Consider the following 17,783-nt stretch of genomic DNA (forward strand, 5'->3'; position numbering starts at 1 on the left):
GGAGGTGACCCGTACTGATGCGAAGTTCCCTGCGCAAGAGGCGTGACCGTACGCCGCCCGACGCGACCCAGTACTGCGCTTTCTGCGCGACCGTGATGCCGTTCGAGCGGATCGAGCCGTCGGACTACCGGGTCGACGAGCCCGACGAGTGGATCTGCACCAAGTGCGGTTCGGCGCTCCTGGTCGACCCGCCGGCGCAGGAGCTGCACCACACCGCCTAACGACGGGCGTCGGCCGCGGCGAGCGCGCTCCGCATCGCGGTGAGGGTTTCGGCGGGCCAGGCGCCGGTGTTCGTCATCGGTAGCTCGGTCATGAACCGGCGCTCGTTCTCCGGGATCGTCGCGGCCACGAGGTCCGGGTCGTCGAGGATGGCGGCGTAGAGCTTCGGGCCGTCCGCGCTGAACAGGTCCGCCGCGACCAGCCGGCCGTCCGCGCTGCGCATGATGTTGTCGGGGTTGTCGTCGATCTTCGGCCCGAACCACGGCAGTTCCCGCAGCCCGCGCTCGTGCACCCGCCGTACGACGTCCGCCAGCTCCGCCACGTGGTCCTCCCGCGCGGCGAGCGCCCGGTGGAACCCGGCCGCCGCATCCTCGGCGACCGGTTCCAACCATTCGAGCAACTGCAGATCGCGACCGCCCGCCAGCCGACGGTGCTCGTACAACCGCGGCACCTGGCCGGTGTGGGCGGCCTCCCGGTACAGCGCCGCCGTGTACGGCCCGGCCGGGTCGAACGGGCTGATCCGCGCCGCCGTCAGCCCATCAGGCGACCGCAGCGCGACAGCCCAGTCGCCCGCGCCGCAGGACGTCCACCCCGCGGCACGCAGTACCTGCTCAGCCCCCCGATGGTCCACCCACCGAGCCTAGTCAGCCCTGGTGCGGGTAGCGGTAGTCGGTCGGCGGGGTGAAGGTCTCCTTCATCGAGCGCGGCGAGGCCCAACGGATCAGGTTCCACATCGAGCCGGCCTTATCGTTGGTGCCGGACGCCCGGGCACCGCCGAACGGCTGCTGCCCGACCACCGCGCCGGTCGGCTTGTCGTTCACGTAGAAGTTCCCGGCCGCGAACCGCAGGTACTCCGCCGCCTCCGCGATCGCGTGCCGGTCCTGCGCGATCACCGCGCCGGTCAGGCCGTACGGCGCCGAGTGCTCCATGCCCTTCATCACGGCGGCGTAGTCGGCGTCGTCGTACACGTGCACGCCGAGGATCGGGCCGAAGTACTCGGTGGTGAAGATCTCGTCGGTCGGGTCGCCGGAGACCAGCAGCGTCGGGCGGACGAAGTACCCCTCGCTGTCGTCGTAGGTGCCACCGGCAACGACGTCGATCGAGTCGGTCGCCGCGGCCCGGTCCAGCGCCGCCTTGTGCTTGGCGAACGCGCGGTCGTCGATCACCGCGCCGATGAAGTTCGACAGGTCGGTCACGTCACCCATGGTGAGCGACTCGGTCTCCGCGACGATGTCGTCCTTGATCAGGTTCCACACCGAGCGCGGCACGTACGACCGGGACGCCGCCGAGCACTTCTGGCCCTGGTACTCGAACGCGCCGCGCACCATCGCGGTCTTCAGCACCGCCGGGTCCGCCGACGGGTGCGCGAGGATGAAGTCCTTGCCGCCGGTCTCGCCGACCAGCCGCGGGTACGTCTTGTACGACGCGATGTTCGTGCCGACCGTCCCCCACAGCGACTGGAACGTCTTCGTCGAGCCGGTGAAGTGGATCCCGGCCAGATCCGGGTGCGTCAGCGCCGCCTTCGACACCTCGATCCCGTCGCCGGTGACCAAGTTGATCACACCGGCCGGCAGGCCCGCGGCCTCGAACAGCCGCATCGTCCAGTGCGCCGCGAACTGCTGCGTCGGCGACGGTTTCCAGACCACGGTGTTGCCCATCAGCGCGGGCGCGGTCGGCAGGTTGCCGGCGATCGCGGTGAAGTTGAACGGGGTGATCGCGTACACGAAGCCCTCGAGCGGCCGGTAGTCCACCCGGTTCCAGACACCCGGCGACGAGATCGGCTGGTCGCTGACGATCTGCCGCGCGAACGCCACGTTGAACCGGAGGAAGTCGATCAGCTCGCAGGCGGCGTCGATCTCGGCCTGCTGGACCGTCTTGGACTGGCCGAGCATGGTGGCCGCGTTCAGCGTGTCGCGCCACGGGCCGGCCAGCAGGTCGGCGGCCTTCAGGAAGATCGCCGCGCGGTCGTCGAAGGACAGCGAGCGCCACGCCGGAGCCGCCGCCAGCGCCGCGTCCACGGCCGCCCGCCCGTCCGCCTCGGTCGCGTTACCGAGCGTGCCCAGCACGTGCGCGTGCTTGTGCGGCTGTACGACGTCGATCCGCGCGCCGCCGCCGAGCTTCTGCTCGCCGCCGATCGTGCAGGTCAGGTCGATCGCGCCGGCCGCATTGAAGTCCTTGAGCTTCGCCTCCAGGCTCGCGCGCTCGGCCGATCCGGGCGCATAGCCCTTCACGGGCTCGTTGGCGGGCGTCGGTACGGCGGTCACGGCATCCATGCTGCGGCACTCCTCGATCAGGTGGTGGATCGTACTGGGGACGCCGGGTACGGGTGGTCCGGCGTGACACAAGCATCGTGCCACGCCAGCACCGTCGAGCACGAACGCAGCTGAATTACTTTCGCCACGGCATATGTTGGAGGGCCCACGTGTTGCCGTCCGGGTCCGCGAACCAGGCGTAGAAGACACCGCCGAGGTCCTCGGTCTCGCTGACCTCGACGCCGCGGCCGATCAGCTCCGCGCGGGCCGCCTCGAGGTCCTTCACGACCAGGTGCAGCCCCCGCTGCGCGCCGGGCTCCATCCGCATCTGCGGCAGCCCGGTCGTGAGCGAGATCGAGCAGTACGAACCGGGCGGCGTGAGCTGCACGATCCGGACGCCCTCGGCGGGGCTGATGTCCACGTCGCAGACGAACCCGGCCTGGTCGACGTAGAACGCCTTCGCCCGGTCCACGTCGGCGACCGGCATCGGGATCAGCTCCAGCAGGTACGCCCCCGGCTGCACCACCGGGTGCGCCGGGTCCACCGGGATGTCGTCGATGCCGGCCGGAATCTCAGTACGTTCGCTCATGCCCCCACCTCACGCGGACTTCTTCTTCGCGGCCTTCTTCGCCGGTGCCTTCTTGGCAACAGCCTTCTTCGCCGGGGCCTTCTTCGCCGCGGCGGCCTTCTTGGCCGGAGCCTTCTTCGCGGGAGCAGCCTCGCCCCCGCCGGCCCGCCGGGCCTTGGCGGCCTCGACCGAGGCGCGCAGCGCGGCCACCAGGTCGACGACCTCGGCGCCCTCGGTCTCTTCTTCCTCGGACTCCGGCAGCGGCACGCCCTCGGCCTTCGCCTCGACGACCTTCTCCAGCGCCACCCGGTACTCGTCGTGGTACTGGTCCGGGTCGAACTCGCCGCGCAGGGTGTCGATGTACGACGACGCCATCGCCTTCTCCTGGGACCGGATCTCGACGTCCTCCGGCGGCGCCGCGAACGTCTTGTCGCGGATCTCGTCCGGCCACAGCATCACCTGCAGCACCAGCACGTCGTCCACGGTCCGGAGCAGCCCGAGGCTCTCCCGGGACCGCAGCGCGACCTTGACCAGCGCGTACAGCTCGGAGCCCTCGAGAGCGTCCCGGAGCAGCACGTACGGCTTGGCGCCCGGCCCGCCGTCGGCGGCCAGGTAGTACGACTTGCCGAGGTACAGCGGGTCGACCTGGTCGGCCGGCACGAACTCCAGCACGTCGATGACCTTCTTGCTGGACAGCGGCAGGTCGGCGAAGTCGTCCGAGTCCAGCACCACCATCCGGCCGTCGGGCATCTCGTACCCCTTGCCGATGTCGGAGTACGGCACCTCCTCGCCGTCGATCGAGCAGATCCGCTTGTACTTGATCCGCCCCCCGTCGGCGACGTGCACCTGGCGGAACGAGATGTCCTTCTCCTCGGTCGCGGAGAACACCTTGATCGGGATCGTCACCATCCCGAACGAGATGGCCCCCTTCCAGATCGCCTGCATCGCCATCAGCTCCCTATTGCCCTAGCGCTGTCCGCCGCGCGGCCCCTCCGCCGCGAGCAGATCCGGGATCTCCTGTGTCGCGTACCACATCAGGTCTTCACCCTCGCACGAATCAAGGGCGAACACCGCGTCGTCGTCACCGTCCTGAGCCGCCTCCCACAGGTCCGCGGCCTTGCCGATCACCGTGGTCGCCTGCGCGGCGTCCAGGTGCACGGACGCCACCGAGCGCCACGGGATCACCACGTGCAGCTCCAGCCGGGCGTCGCCGAGCTCCACGGAGCCGTCCGCCGGCGGTACGGCGCTGACCTCGGCCGCGATCACCACCCGTCGCCGGCTGGTCCCCGGGTCGGCCGCCAGCAGGCCCACCGAGGCGCGGGCGGCCTGCGCCATCGCGGCGTACTCCAGCTCCTCGTCGTCGCCCTCGGCGTACCACTCCCGCAGCGCGGGCGTCACGGCGTACACCGTGAGCGGCGCCGGGCCGACCTCGCCGGCGTTGCACGCCGCGCTCAGCAGCCGGAGTGTCGACGGTACGTAGACCCTCATGAACCCGCCTTCTTGTTGGTACTGCGGGGCTTCTTCCGGCCCCGGGAGGCCCGGTTCCGGCTGCCCCTGGTGGTGTCCAGCAACTCGTCCAGCGCATCGGTCACACATTGCGCGAAGACAGCGAGGTCCGGCATGGCGGTGCGGTCCGCGTTCAGACCGTAGTACACCTTCCCGTCGTACGACGTGACGCCGACGGACAGGCCCTGCCCGGGCATCAGCGGGACGACCGGGTACGACGCCAGCATCGGCGCACCCTGCGCGTACAGCGGGAACTGTGGCCCGGGGACGTTGGTGATCACCACGTCGTCGATCGGCCGCACCGTGGTGGTCGCGACCCGGGCCGCGAGCGCGTGCAGCGTGGTCGGCGCGAACCCGGCGATGCCGACCAGCGAGCGGGCGCTGACCGCGCGGCCGGTGTCCTTGTGCACCTTGGTCTGGTACGAGATCTGGTGCAGCCGCATGACCGGCGAGTTCTCACCGACCGGCAGGTTCACCGCGGAGGCGATCACCCGGGAGCCGAGCGAGGTCGGCTCCTCGTCCTCGTCGTCGCGGATGCTGACCGGGACCACCGCCCGCACGCTCCGGGTCGGGCCGACGCCCTCACCGCGGGTCATCATCCAGGAGCGGAACGCGCCCGCGACCACCGCCAGGACCACGTCGTTGACCGTGCCGCCGTGCGCCGCGCGGATGGTCCGGTAGTCCTCCAGGTCGGTCTGCACGGTGGTGAACCGGCGCTGACCGGACGTCTTCACGTGCAGCGAGCTCTCCTGGGCGTGCCGCTGCGCGACCAGCGAGCCGACCACGCCGCCGAGCACCTCGCGGACCGACGTGGCGCCGGTCAGGCCGGCCAGCTCGGCGCGGGCCAGCTCCAGCACGGCGGTCGGGTTCCGGGTGGCGTCCGCGAAGACGCCGGCGAGCAGCTCCAGCGCGGACGGCGGGTGCTCCGGCTGCCAGGTGTCGGTCGGCGTGTCCTTCGGGTGCGCGGTGGCGTCCAGCACCACCTGGCCGATGTCGACCGTGCTGTTGCCGTCGACAAGCGCTTGATGGGACTTCGCGATGATCGCGAACCGGTCCCCCTGCAGGCCCTCGACCAGGTACATCTCCCACAGCGGCCGGGCCCGGTCCAGGCGCCGGGACATGATCCGGGCGACCAGCTCCAGCAGTTGCGCGTGCGTCCCCGGCCGGGGCAGCGCGGACCGGCGTACGTGAAACGTGATGTCGAACTCTTCGTCATCCACCCAGACCGGCCCGGCGAACCGGCCGGGGATCTGCTGGACGCGCTGCCGGTACCGCGGCACGAACGCGATCCGGTCCCGGATCAGCGCCACCAGGCTCTCGTAGTCGAACCCCTCGTCCCCGTGCACCGGCGGCTCGAAGATGTCGACCGTCCCGACGTGCATCGGGGTGGCCGGCGACTCGGCCTTGAGAAAGGTGAGATCGAGCGACGTCAGCCGGTCCGGCATACCGGTCACCTTCCTCTCTTCGACAGGTTTCTCACCCTAGTGGGTGGGTCCGACAGTGTGCTGCAACACTTCCTGTACGGGAACACTGAGCTATCCGTGTTCGTCAGGCAAGAGGGTGTGTCCCACACCCGGCCATGCCCCATGACCCTCGAAAGGCTTCTGGACCGATGCGTTCGACGCTGACCCGCGGTGCTGCCACCGCCCTTCTCCCCACCCTCGGCATGCTGGTCCTGGCCGGCTGCGGCGGAGGCAACAGCAGCGGCAGCAGCACCCCGTCGCCGAGCGACTCCGGTACGCCGACGTCCACGCTGCCGACCAACACCCCGACCCCGGGCGCGCCGAACACCGGCTCACCCTCGAACACCGCGGACCCGTCCGGCGAGACCGCCGACGTGACGATCACCGTCACCGTTGCCAACGGCAAGGTGAACCCGAGCGGCGCGACGATCAAGGTGCAGGCCGGCCAGACGGTCCTGGTCACCGCGACCAGCGACGCCGCCGAGGAACTGCACATCCACGGGTACGACAAGGAGCTCGAGCTCACCCCGGGCAAGACCGCGTCGGTGAAGTTCACCGCGAACATGAAGGGCACCTTCGAGGTCGAGACCCACAAGAGCGGCAAGCTGGTCGCCAAGCTCGTCGTCTCATGATGTTGCCCCTGCACGGGATCGGGGGGCGTCAGGACCTGCCGGTTCCGTTCGGGCTGGCGGTCGCGGGCGCGGCGGTCGCGGTCGGGGTGTCGTTCGTCGTCCTCGGCCTGGCCTGGCGGAGTCCGAAGTACCGCGGGAACGCGTCCGGGAAGCCGTTGCCCGCCGCAATCACCCGGACCGTCGACGCCGGCTGGTTCCGCTGGATCGTCCGGGCCGTCGGCCTGGCGACCTTCCTGTACGCGCTGGTGTCGCTGATGTTCGGCGTGGACCGGTTGACGAACCCGATCTTCGGCTTCATCTACATCCTGGTCTGGGTCGGCCTGGTACCGATCTCGATCGTGCTCGGCCCGGTCTGGCGGACGCTGAACCCGCTCCGCACCATCCACCTGCTGCTCTCCAAGCTGCTCCGCCAGCCGCCGTCCAAGGGCCTGCTGGAGCTGCCGCGCTGGGCGGGACTCTGGCCGGCCACGCTCGGCATCTTCGCGTTCACCTGGCTCGAACTGGTCGCCCCGGACCGCGCGACGATCCCGGTCCTGCAGGCGTGGATCGCGTTGTACGTCGTGATCACGATGTTCGGCGCGATCCTGTTCGGGGACCGGTGGTTCGCGCAGGGCGACCCGTTCGAGGTCTACGCCTCGTTGATGGCACGCCTGTCGCCGTGGGGCCGCCGTACCGACGGCGCCCTGGTGGTCCGGCGCCCGCTGGAGAACCTCGACGGCCTCAAGCCGCAGCCCGGGCTGGTCGGAATGGTCGCCGCGCTGCTCGGCTCCACGGCGTACGACGGGTTCTCGAACTCGTCGGCCTGGATCGGCTGGGCGCAGAACCAGGACATCTCGATGACCTGGCTCGGCACCGGCGCGCTGATCGTCTTCATCCTGTTCGTGCTGGGCACGTACTCGGGCGCGACGGTGCTCGCGGGCCGGCTGTCGGACAGCTCCCGTACGGCGCTCCCGGGCCTGTTCGCGCACTCCGTCGTACCGATCGCCTTCGGGTACGTCGTGGCGCACTACCTGACGCTGTTCATCCTCGAGGGCCAGCGGACACTGATCTACCTGAGCGACCCGCTGAGCAACGGCGCGAACGTCTTCGGCACCGGCCTGCTCGCGGTGAACACCGGCATCACCAACCACAGCACGATGATCGCCGTCATCCAGGTCCTCGCGGTCGTCTGCGGCCACCTCCTGGGCGTCGTCTCGGCCCACGACCGCGCCGTCGCCCTCTTCCCCCGCGCAAAGGCCCTGGCCGGCCAACTCCCACTCCTGGTCGTCATGGTCGGCTACACCTGCGGCGGGTTGTTCCTACTGTTCTCGTCCTGAACTCTTCGTGAGACCGCGGCTGGTGACGACCAGCAGGATGAACGCGATCATGCCGACGATCAGGTGTGAGTTGCCGGGGATCGACTGCCAGAACGTCCAGCTCAGCTCGCGGTCGTCGCGGTACGGGACCCACCAGATCGAGCGCAGTACGAACAGGCCGTAGAAGAGCACGCCGGTGACGACCGCGGGGTTCAGGCCCCAGACGCGGTTCACGCCGCGGATCAGGCTGACGCCGAGCGGGATGATCCACACCCAGTGGTGGCTCCACGAGATCGGCGACGCGTACAGGACCGCGAGCGCCAGCACAGAGATCGCGGTCACCCGCTCGTCGGCGAGCCAGTACTTGCGGGCCAGCCACAGCACGGCCAGCCCGAACACCGCCGACAGCACGAACCAGGTCGGCTGCACCCAGCTCGCCTGGTTGCCGATCCGGTGCAGGAAGCCGTTGAACGACTGGTTGCCGGTGTACGCGATCCCACCGACCCGGTTGGCGTCCAGGATCACCTTGGTCCAGTAGTGCCAGGACTGGTGCGGCACGATCGCGAACCCGATCGCCATCGTCGCGAGCAGCCCGAACACCGCGTTCCGCAGCGCCCGCCACTGCTTCGTGACCACGAGCAGTGCGAGGAACGGCAGCGGGGTGAGCTTGACGCCGATCGTGACGCCGACCCAGAAGCCGCGCAGCCTGGTGTCGTTCGGGCGTACCAGGTCCAGCAGGATCATTGCGGTCAGCAACAGGTTGATCTGGCCGAACTGGATCGTCTGCCAGACCGGCTCGAGCAGCAGCGACAGCACCGTCAGCGCGACCAGCACCGCGGTCCGCTTCCGCTGCGTCACGAACGACCAGAACGTCTTCGTCAGGCTGGTCCGCCACAACGCGGTGATGCACAGCACCGAGAGCGTCGTCCAGGCGATCACCGCCAGCGCCCACGGTACGGCGGCCAGTGGGACCATCGCGATCGCCGCGAACGGCGGGTACGTGAACGGGAGGTTCGATCCGCCGGGCAGCTTCGCGTCGTACAGCGAATCGCCGTGCAGCAGCACCGACCCGCCCATCCGGTAGACGCGCAGGTCGATCATGCCGCCGTACAGATGCATGATCCAGGCGCCGGCGGCGACGAGGCCTGCGCAGACGAGCACGGCGACGACGGCGCCACGGCGCCCGGCGGGACGGGTCGGGGAGGAGGCGGGGGTGGTCACGGTCACGTCAGGTCGGCTCCGAACAGGTCTTCCAGCGCTCGCCGGGTCTCGTCGTACTCGGTGTGGAGAATCGCGGTCATCCCGACCGCGCGGGCGCCGTCGACGTTCAGCTGCAGGTCGTCGACGAAGACACATTCGGCCGGTGCCAGCCCGAGCCGGCCGGCCGCCAGCCGGAAGATCTCCGGTTCGGGCTTGCGCAGCCCGACCTCGCCGGAGATCACCACGTCGTCGAACATCCCGTCCCAGGTGTCCCGCGGGTACGTGTTGCCCCAGGAGTTCGACAGCAGCGCGGTCCGGATCCCGCGCTGGTTGACCCGGCGGACCAGCGCGGCCATCGCGGGCTGGTGCTCGAAGTGCGCGAACATCCGCTCGATCAGCCCCTCGGCGGGCACCGGCGTGCCGTCGCGACGGACCAGCAGCGAGGCGAGCTTGCGCTCGAAGTCCGGGACCGCGAGCTGGCCGCGCTCCAGCGCGTGCACCGGGTTCAGCTCGGCGGTGACGTTCTCGGACGGCAGCCATTTCATGACTGCCTCAAGGTACGAGTCGAAGTCGAAGTCGTCCAGCTCGGCCCAGCGGCGCAGCGCGGGCTCCAGTCCGGAAGTGAGTACGCCGCCCCAGTCCACCAAGAGACCACGCACCTCGACCATGGCGGCCAGCCTACTCAGGCGGTGGGTGCGCTCACCCTCCCGACCCTGGATCTCACGCAGCGTCGTCAGCGGGTGTAATCGATGCTGACATCGCCCGACGAGGTTCGCGCGGTGATCGTCCGGGTCGCGTTCGGGTCGCTCTTCACGTTCGCCGACCGGTCGCCGGAGGACGTGTCGGTGTCGAGCTTGTACGTCGTGTCGCCGGGCGGCAGCTCGATCGACACGTTGCCCGAGCTCGCCTTCGCCTCGACCGACTGCGGTACGGCGGTGAAGTCCAGCGTCATGTTTCCCGAACTGCTGTGCGCCGACACCGCCGTCGAGGTCAGGCCGTCGGCGTCCAGGTTGCCCGAACTGGACCGCAGGTCGAGCGGCCCGCTGACGTCGTGCACCTCGATGTTGCCCGAGCTGGTCTTCAGGTCCGCGCCCGCCTCGAGCCCGGACACCGTGATGTGGCCGCTGCTGCCCTCCAGCGTGAGCTTCACGTTCCTCGGGACGGTCAGCACGTAGCTGGTCTTGCAGCCGAACGACAGGAGCCCGCAGCCGCCGGTGTCCAGCTCGAGGCGGCCGTTGTCGTAGGTGTCCTTCGGGTCGGAGCCGAACACGCTCCGCTCGAACTGCCGCTCCACCTTCACCTCGGTGCCGTCGCCGGGCCGCACCTCGATCCTGTCGGACGCGGCCTTCACCGTCAGCTCGGTGCCCTGCACGGCGTAGCTGCTCTGGCCGGTCTTCGTACCCTCGGTCAGTCCGGTAAGTGCCCAGTAGGCGCCGCCGAGGATCAGGGCGACCGAGATCGCGATCCCGTACCGCCGCTGGTTGCTCATCGTGCCCTGCGGGCGGCTCTGGACGTCAGACATGATTCAACTTTCTCAGCTCGACGCCCCGCTGTCGGTCGGGATCTCCCCCGGATTGACCCTGAGCTTCACGCAGGCACTGTGTGGAATGCCTCCGCGACGTCGGCGGCCAGTTGCTGGAAGGACTTGCGGAGCTTGCTCGACTTCGCCGCCTCCGCCAGGCTGCGCCCGTGCGCCATCGCGGTGTCGGTGGCACTCAGGTCGTACGGCAGGAGCGTCACGCGGTCGATCCCGGCGTACTGCCGCAGGGCGTCGGTCGCCGCCTCGCCCGGTGAGCCGCCGAGGGCGCCGGAGCGGAGCCGGTTCACGACCACCCGGAGGCCGACCGACGGTACGACGGCGCGCACCTCGTGGACCGCCCGGATCAGCCGGGTCAGGCCGACCGGGTCCGCCGTACCGACGACGAGCACCTCGTCGGCCTCCTCGAGCGTCGACACCGTCGCGCCGTTGCGGCGCGGGGCCAGCGAGTCGAACGAGATCTCCTCGTCGGTCTCGATACAGAAGCCCGCGTCGACGACGGTCAACGGCGCCAGGGTCCGGGCCGTCGCCCAGATCGACTCGACCGCGGCGGGCCGCAGCTCGGTCCAGCGGTCGGCGCGGCTGAGGCCGGACAGCACCAGGAGGTGCGGGTTCACCTCGCGGGTGTGCCGGGCGAGCATCACGGTGTCGAGCGACCCGTTCGACGCGGAGCGGGCCGCGGCGGCCAGGCCGGAGGTCTCGTCGAGCAGGCCGAGCATCTGCGCGACGGTCCCGCCGTACACGTCCGCGTCGGCGAGCAGGGTCGGGACCTTGCGCAGCGACAGCTCGGTCGCCAGGTTGACGGCCACCGTCGTACGGCCAGGGGCGCCGGTCGGGCCCCAGACCGCGATCACCCGGCCGGTGCCCTGCGGGAAAGCGGGCGGCCGCGGGTTGGCCGCCTCTTCCGGGGTCAACGGCACGAACCCGCCCGCGAAGTGCGAGCTGGCGACCGGCGGGCCGGACTCGACCGCGTCGGCGACCGCCCGGCCGAGGTCCGCCGGGCTGACGTCGGCGGGCAGGATCCGCTCGATCCCCATCCGGGCCAGCCGGTCCTCGGCACCGAACGGCGCACCGGTCTCCAGCGGGTCGACCAGGGCGAGTACGACGATGCCGCGCGAGTGCAGGGCGGCGACCGCGTCCGAGGACAGCCGGGCCATCGCGTCGGCGACCAGCACCGCGCGGGCCTGCCCGCTGGCGGCCGCGGCCATCACGTCGGCGAAGTCCACGCAGCGCCGGACGACCCGGATCCCCGGGGCGTGCTCGGTCCGCCGTACGACATCGGCCTCCCACGGGGCGCCCGTGACGGCCAGCAGCACCGGGATCGACATCAGCCGGCCTTCCGGACCAGGGTCGGCTCGCCGGCGTTGATCGCTGCCAGCGAGGAGCCCATCCGGCTCTGGTCGGCGGACGAGAGGTCGATCGTCACCTGCCGGCGCGCGGAACCGCCGGCGACACCCTTCACCGAATCGACCTGCAGCACCCGGACGCCGGTCCACAGCTGGGACGCGGGGTGACCTTCTTCCTTGGGCACGACCCAGACGTCGACGACGTCGCCGACCGCGATGTCCGGTGGCAGGTGACCGGTCGCGACCGACAGCGGCATCTCGGTCCGGTCCTTGTCGGACTTGGGCACCGCGGCGTCCTTCGGGACGAACTCGCCCTGCCCGACCGCACGGCCGACGACCAGGCCCTTCAGGTCCGCGTCGGCGGACAGGTACCTCCCGGAGTCGTTGCTGCTGGTGAAACGCACCCGGACCGTGGTCAGGTCGTCGTTGGTCAGCGGGCTGCCGACCCGCAGCTCGTGCTTGGCCGCCCAGACCGTCGTCGTGTCGTCCGCCGACGAGAGCAGCTTCGCGCCGGCCAACGCGGTCACCGCGACCAGCAGGACGCCGAGCACCAGCCGGCCGTCCTTCCAGCGCGCCTTGCGGTTGCGTTGCGCCGGGGCCGCCGCAGCCCCGAACCCGCTTCGCACCTGTGTGTCGACCACGTCGTCTCCCCAGTCGATCGATCGCCTGTCGGCGGACATTCTGCCTGGTCCCCGAGCTGGCCGTGAACGGTCATCCACAGGCTGTCATGACCTGGGGACAAACTCGGTCATCCACTCGCCAACCGTGGCAAACTGAAGGAACCAGCCACTATGTGAAGGAGTACGACGATGCCGGGTCCCCGTTTCCTCCAGCTCGCCGACGTCGCCGAGGTCCTGAACATCTCCGCGAACCAGGTCTACGCGCTGGTCCGCCGCGGCGACATCCCCGCCGTGAAGATCGGCGGCCGCGGCCAGTGGCGGGTCGAGTCCGCCGAGCTGGAGAAGTACATCGAACGGCTCTACACCGAGACCAAGCAGTTCATCGACACCCACCCGTTCGGCGAAGAGGTCGACGCCTCGGAGGATGCACACCTGTAGCTCCCCCTCGCCGCGGCGAGCTGGCGCCTGCGGCGGGGGCCGTGAACAGAAAACGGGGCCTGGACACAGGCAATAACCTGTCGCCAGACCCCGGCGCGCGGGTCCTGCCCCGGCAACTGGTCAGCGGCGACGGAGGGCGCGGAGTGCGTGCGTGGGTACGAGGCGGACGTTGTACACCTCGGTACGGCGGCGCGGCGCGTCCAACGGGTGCTCCGCGATCTCCAGGAAGTCCGCTCCGACCCGGTCGATCGTCCCGGTGACCGGACCCCCACCGCTACAGAACAGCGTCACCGGCGAACGGTCGCGAGCGATCCCACGCAGCAGATGCGCCAGGCCCAGCTTCCCCTCCACCGCACCGACAGCCGACTCCGCCCATGGGCCCAGCCGGTGTACGGCGACCAGCGCCGCCACCGGGATCAGCCACTCCTCGTAGCGCTCGGTCTCGATCAGCAGGCAGTCCTTCCCGACCCGGCTGAGCAGCCCGCGGACGGGGTCCGCGTCGCTGACCTCCACGCGGACGACCGTGTTCACCGCGCCGCGGAGCCGGTCCAGCACGGTGATCTTCCCGACCTCGGCGCGGATCCGGTCCGCGACCTCGCCGTACAGATCTCCCTCCTGGAGCGCCTCGAACTGCGACTCCAGGTCCGCGAACAACGCATCCCACCGCATGACCGTGAACCTACCGGTCCCGGGTGCCGCGTTCACCCTCCGCAGCGGAAACCGACGCAGCGTGCGTTAAGGACTTGCAAAGGCGGCCTAGTACCGGTCTATAGTGATCAAGCCAAAGCAAACTAACGCAAACTCAAAGGTCGGGAGCGAAGCGGGATGAATGCGATGATCCGGGCGATCAAAGGCATCCTCGCGATGCTCGCACTGGCCGGGCTGGGCTGGCTGCTGCGCTGGATGACCGCCGGTTCGATCAGCGGCCTGCGCACGTACGACCTCGACTCGCTGACCGTGCTCGCGGTCGGCACGATCGCCTGGATCGCGTACATCTGGCTGGCACTGGCCGTCGTACTGACGGTCCTGGAGCAGGTCCCCGGCGTCGTCGGCGCCCTCGCGGGCGCGGTCGCGGGCCGGATCACCACCAAAACCGCCCGAGCCCTCCTCCGCTCCGGCCTGGGCGTCGCCGCCGTGACCCCTCTGACCGTAGGCGTAGCGCACGCCGCCCCCACGGACTCCGGCCACGTCCGCCACGTCACCACCACCGAAGCCACAACCCTCGACATCACCGGCAACTACCGCACCACCGAGGCCGCCTCCACCCTCGACATCACCACCAACCGCACCACGGAACAGGCCTCCCACCTCGAACTCAGCGGCACCCAAGAAGCCGACTACCGCGCCACCGAGCAAGCCTCACACCTGCAGATCGGCGCCACCCAACAAGCCGACAACCGCACCACGGAACAGGCCTCCCACCTCGAGATCAGCAGCACCCACCAGGACGACTACCGCACCACCGAAGCCGCCTCCACCCTCGACATCACCACCGACAACACCACCGAGCAGCCCAGCACCACCCGCCCCAACCCCTACCGCGCCACCGAACCCGCCTCCACCCTCAACATCGCCCCCACCCCTGACCAGCGCACGAGCACCACCTCCAACCAACACACCAACCCGACCACCGGCCAGCACGCCAGCTCGACCACCGGCCACCCCACAGGCCCCACCCCCAGCCAGCACACCGGCTCGACAACCGGCCACCCCACGGGCTCCACCCCCAGCCAGCACACCGGGTCTACGACCAGCCAGCACACGGGCTCCACCACGGGCCAGCCCGCCGGCCGTTCCACCGGCCAACCGACCGGCACAAGCACCCCCACCCCCGGCCACCACCCAGGCACCCCGCCGCACCCCAACCATCCGGGCACCCCCGCCCAGCGCACCGGCTCCGGGACACCCACCCCGAGCGGGCCCACAGGCTCCAGCACCCCTGGACAGCCCACAGGCTCGGGCACCACCACGCCCCACCAGCCCACCGGCTCGGGCCACCCCACTCCCAACAAGCCCACCACCGGCCGGCACCCGGGCTCCGAAACCACCACGCCCGCACAGGGCACCGGCAACCCGACCACCTCCGGGCACGCCACCGGCTCGACCCAGGGAACGGGCCGGACGGGTGACTCCACACGTACGTCGCCCGGCCAGCCGGGCGGCACCGACCAACGGCCTGGCACCGGTCAACCGGGCGGCACCGGCCAACGTTCTGACACCGGCCAACGTTCTGACACCGGCCAACGGCCTGGCACCGGCCAGCCGACTGGCACCGGCCAACGGCCTGGCACCGGCCAACCGACTGGTACCGGCCGGCCGGGTGGTGCCGACCAGAAGCCCGGTGGGCGTGGACGGGTGGGGGTGCCGGATCGGCCGACCGACGGGGCACCCACCCGCTACACCGACCTGCGACCGGCCGTCCCCGTGAGCATCGTCGTACGCGCCGGCGACTCCCTCTGGACCATCGCCGCCCACGAACTCGGCCCCTCCGCCACCACCGAAGCAATCGCAGCCCGCTGCCACGACTGGTACTCCGCGAACCGTCACGTGATCGGGAACGACCCCGACCTCATCCTCCCCGGCCAGGTACTCCGTACCCCGCCCGCACCCCACGGCGACCGCCTCCCGCCTCATCAACAGGAGCAGTGACATGAGCCAGCACAGCCTCCAGCCGGACGACCTCCAGCCCACAGCTCCCCTCACCGCCGTACCCACAGGCACCGAGGACCCCGCTGGTACGACGCACACCCCCGCCGCTCCCGTCCTTCACCCCGCTCCCACCCCCGCCCCAGCCCCGGAGGCCCCCATGCCCACCCACCCTCTCCCCAAGCCCCCCGAACAAACCCCCACCACCCCCGACCTGACGCTGGTCCCCACACCACCCGACGCCGCAACAACCGGTCCCCCGCCAGCGACGTACACCCCAGCAGGTCCGGCACCCGAGCCGGAGACACGTACTACGGCCCCCTCAACGACTCCCACCACCGACAACTCGACCCCCGAGAACTCGGGCTCGGGCGCTGGTGACTCGACTGTTGCCGGTGCGGGTGATGGGTCGGGGTCGGAGATGTTCGCGGCGGTGACTCGGCCTCGGTTGCGGTCGGTCGGGCGGGACGACGAGCACTCGGTGCCGGCGACCACGCGGTACGCCGGACAGCTGACCGAAGGTGCTCTCGCACTCCGTCTGCAGGCGATCACCCGCCTCGGCGTCTCCGCCCTCCCACCCACACCAGCAACCGCGGCGCCTGGACGCCCCGACGGAGCCCAGGCCCCACTCAAGTCCGTCCCCACCCCCGACACCACCACCTCCACGACCGAGGCGGCCGACGACGGCACCACGGACACGGCGGAAGCCGACGCAACTACCAGCACAGCACGCACTACGGCGGTCAGCACCATCGCCCCAGCAGCCGGAGAAGCATCCAACCCCGCAGCAGCCACGAACGCAGCTGACACCACCGGTCCGGCGGCTGTCGCCGCGCCGGCCGATGCAGACGCCCGGCTGGGTGTCCCCGCCGAGGTAACGGCTGTGGCGGTCGGCACAACCACAGAAGCCGGCGGCCGTACGGCGCCCGCTCGAGCTGCAGCAGGCAAGACCGCAGGCACAGCACCCGCACCAGCCACAGGCACAACCGGCACCGCGGCTGCCACCGCCGGTGCAGCAGGTATCGCTGCCGCCGACGGCACGACCGGTGCGGCAAGCACGGCCGGCGCGGCAGGCGCAGAAGGTGCGGCCGGCGCAGAAGGTCCGACTGGCGCGGCCGGTGCAGCATGCACGATCGGCGCCGCTGGCATGAAAGGTGCCGTTGGTGCGGACGGCGCGACCGGTGCCGACGTGGCGACCGGTGCGCGCAGTGCGGGCGGTGCGACCGCTGCGGCAGGCACGATCGGCGCCGCTGGCGCGGAAGGTGCCGTTGGTGCGGACGGCGCGACCGGTGCCGACGCGGCAACCGGTGCGGGCGGTGCGGCTGCGGGCGCGGCTGCTGCGGGTACGGCGCCTGCACGAGCGGGTGGTGCGGTGGTCGTTAGTGGGGGTGTTGGGCGGCGAGGGGTGGTGCGGGAGGACGCGCCTGGGTTGCCTGATGCTCGGTTGTGGGGTGGGAGGTTGGCTCAGGCGGTCAGTGAGGTGCTCGTGGGGGATCGGCCGATCTCGCAACTGGTGCGGTTCACCAACGATCGGGTGTTCACCGATCTGAACCGGCGAGTGCGGTTGCTGGGGATCAATACGACGGCTGTCGTTCGTGGCGCGAAGGAGAAGAGCACCGTGCGGTCTGTGCGGGTGTTCATGCCGGCACCGGACATCGCCGAGGTCGCGGCGCACGTACGGCACGGTGGGCGGTCGCGGGCCGTCGCGCTCCGGCTCGAGGTACGCCGAAACCGCTGGGTCTGCACCGCACTTGAACTCGGCTGACCCCACCGCAACGGCGAGCTCGGCTCACGCGACGCTAGGCGCTCTCCACCGCACCCAAGCTCGGCCAAGCTCGGCCAAGCTCGGCCAAGCTCGGCCAAGCCAGCACACCGCGAGCTCGGCTCAGCCGAGGCTCTGGGGTCTGTACCGGTGGCTCGGCTGGCGCCGGTGCAGTGGGCTCGACGGGTGCCGCTGGCTCGGCTGGTCGCCGCGATGGTGGGCTCGGCTTAGCCCGAGGGTTTGGGGTCTGTGGCGCGAGGTTGGCTCGGGCCTGTGTGATGGGGGGCGCGGTTGTTGGG

Annotated in this window: 18 protein-coding genes; 6 read left to right on the top strand and 12 right to left on the bottom strand. The window is 70.5% G+C overall.

The annotated features are described in order from the left end of the window. The first annotated feature begins 17 nt into the window (after nt 1-17). Nucleotides 18-221, top strand: coding sequence for a hypothetical protein (locus ACQHIV_RS22100; protein WP_427884879.1), 204 nt, complete (start codon nt 18-20; stop codon nt 219-221). Here ACQHIV_RS22100 and ACQHIV_RS22105 read toward each other — a convergent pair. The 6 genes from ACQHIV_RS22105 to ACQHIV_RS22130 all read right to left on the bottom strand — a co-directional run bounded on the left by ACQHIV_RS22105 (nt 218) and on the right by ACQHIV_RS22130 (nt 5,990). Beyond that, the gene (locus ACQHIV_RS22105; protein ID WP_427884880.1) at nt 218-850 is read right to left on the bottom strand and encodes a hypothetical protein; all 633 of its coding nucleotides are present in this window, start codon (nt 848-850) and stop codon (nt 218-220) included. The genes ACQHIV_RS22100 and ACQHIV_RS22105 overlap by 4 nt on opposite strands. A 13-nt stretch (nt 851-863) precedes the next feature. Beyond that, entirely contained in the window at nt 864-2,492 is a 1,629-nt protein-coding gene (gene pruA / locus ACQHIV_RS22110) for an L-glutamate gamma-semialdehyde dehydrogenase (protein WP_427884881.1), read from the bottom strand. A gap of 115 nt (nt 2,493-2,607) precedes the next feature. Then, on the bottom strand, nt 2,608-3,060 hold the full coding sequence (locus tag ACQHIV_RS22115) for a VOC family protein (RefSeq protein ID WP_427884882.1): 453 nt from the start codon (nt 3,058-3,060) through the stop codon (nt 2,608-2,610). 9 nt (nt 3,061-3,069) lie between these two features. Then, complete coding sequence (locus ACQHIV_RS22120) at nt 3,070-3,984, bottom strand: Ku protein (RefSeq protein ID WP_427884883.1); 915 nt, start codon at nt 3,982-3,984, stop codon at nt 3,070-3,072. A 21-nt stretch (nt 3,985-4,005) separates the two neighbouring features. After that, complete coding sequence (locus tag ACQHIV_RS22125) at nt 4,006-4,527, bottom strand: DUF6912 family protein (protein WP_427884884.1); 522 nt, start codon at nt 4,525-4,527, stop codon at nt 4,006-4,008. Then, nucleotides 4,524-5,990 carry a WS/DGAT/MGAT family O-acyltransferase gene (locus ACQHIV_RS22130; protein ID WP_427884885.1) on the bottom strand — a complete coding sequence of 489 codons (1,467 nt, stop codon included), beginning with the start codon at nt 5,988-5,990 and terminating at the stop codon, nt 4,524-4,526. The genes ACQHIV_RS22125 and ACQHIV_RS22130 overlap by 4 nt, the downstream gene beginning before the upstream one ends. A gap of 167 nt (nt 5,991-6,157) precedes the next feature. Between ACQHIV_RS22130 and ACQHIV_RS22135 the strand changes: the two genes are divergently transcribed. Next, nucleotides 6,158-6,640 (top strand): cupredoxin domain-containing protein, encoded by a 483-nt coding sequence (locus ACQHIV_RS22135; RefSeq protein ID WP_427884886.1) that lies wholly within the window; start codon nt 6,158-6,160, stop codon nt 6,638-6,640. Then, nucleotides 6,637-7,956, top strand: coding sequence for a hypothetical protein (locus tag ACQHIV_RS22140; protein ID WP_427884887.1), 1,320 nt, complete (start codon nt 6,637-6,639; stop codon nt 7,954-7,956). The genes ACQHIV_RS22135 and ACQHIV_RS22140 overlap by 4 nt, the downstream gene beginning before the upstream one ends. On the opposite strand, the gene ACQHIV_RS22145 is transcribed toward ACQHIV_RS22140, so the two are convergent. The 5 genes from ACQHIV_RS22145 to ACQHIV_RS22165 all read right to left on the bottom strand — a co-directional run bounded on the left by ACQHIV_RS22145 (nt 7,939) and on the right by ACQHIV_RS22165 (nt 12,698). Beyond that, on the bottom strand, nt 7,939-9,162 hold the full coding sequence (locus tag ACQHIV_RS22145; protein WP_427884888.1) for a glycosyltransferase 87 family protein: 1,224 nt from the start codon (nt 9,160-9,162) through the stop codon (nt 7,939-7,941). The genes ACQHIV_RS22140 and ACQHIV_RS22145 overlap by 18 nt on opposite strands. Beyond that, complete coding sequence (locus tag ACQHIV_RS22150; RefSeq protein WP_427884889.1) at nt 9,159-9,803, bottom strand: HAD family hydrolase; 645 nt, start codon at nt 9,801-9,803, stop codon at nt 9,159-9,161. The genes ACQHIV_RS22145 and ACQHIV_RS22150 overlap by 4 nt, the downstream gene beginning before the upstream one ends. Before the next feature lie 65 nt (nt 9,804-9,868). Next, nucleotides 9,869-10,657: a DUF4097 family beta strand repeat-containing protein gene (locus tag ACQHIV_RS22155; protein ID WP_427884890.1), complete on the bottom strand. Its 789-nt coding sequence runs from the start codon at nt 10,655-10,657 to the stop codon at nt 9,869-9,871. 65 nt (nt 10,658-10,722) lie between these two features. Further along, a complete protein-coding gene (locus ACQHIV_RS22160; protein ID WP_427884891.1) occupies nt 10,723-12,000 on the bottom strand; it encodes an AAA family ATPase in 1,278 nt (425 codons plus the stop codon). Beyond that, nucleotides 12,000-12,698 (bottom strand): SAF domain-containing protein, encoded by a 699-nt coding sequence (locus ACQHIV_RS22165; RefSeq protein ID WP_427884892.1) that lies wholly within the window; start codon nt 12,696-12,698, stop codon nt 12,000-12,002. Before ACQHIV_RS22165 ends, ACQHIV_RS22160 begins: the two co-directional genes overlap by 1 nt. A 129-nt stretch (nt 12,699-12,827) precedes the next feature. Here ACQHIV_RS22165 and ACQHIV_RS22170 point away from each other — a divergent pair, with 129 nt between their 5' ends. Next, a complete protein-coding gene (locus ACQHIV_RS22170) occupies nt 12,828-13,076 on the top strand; it encodes a helix-turn-helix domain-containing protein (RefSeq protein WP_209698105.1) in 249 nt (82 codons plus the stop codon). A gap of 120 nt (nt 13,077-13,196) precedes the next feature. On the opposite strand, the gene ACQHIV_RS22175 is transcribed toward ACQHIV_RS22170, so the two are convergent. Further along, nucleotides 13,197-13,745, bottom strand: coding sequence for a hypothetical protein (locus ACQHIV_RS22175; protein ID WP_427884893.1), 549 nt, complete (start codon nt 13,743-13,745; stop codon nt 13,197-13,199). A gap of 156 nt (nt 13,746-13,901) precedes the next feature. Between ACQHIV_RS22175 and ACQHIV_RS22180 the strand changes: the two genes are divergently transcribed. Further along, nucleotides 13,902-15,725 carry a hypothetical protein gene (locus ACQHIV_RS22180; protein ID WP_427884894.1) on the top strand — a complete coding sequence of 608 codons (1,824 nt, stop codon included), beginning with the start codon at nt 13,902-13,904 and terminating at the stop codon, nt 15,723-15,725. A 430-nt stretch (nt 15,726-16,155) separates the two neighbouring features. Beyond that, on the top strand, nt 16,156-17,487 hold the full coding sequence (locus tag ACQHIV_RS22185; RefSeq protein WP_427884895.1) for an Rv3235 family protein: 1,332 nt from the start codon (nt 16,156-16,158) through the stop codon (nt 17,485-17,487). Nucleotides 17,488-17,783: the final 296 nt, after the last annotated feature.

The organism is Kribbella polygonati, from assembly GCF_050320105.1.
GTDB lineage: Bacteria > Actinomycetota > Actinomycetes > Propionibacteriales > Kribbellaceae > Kribbella.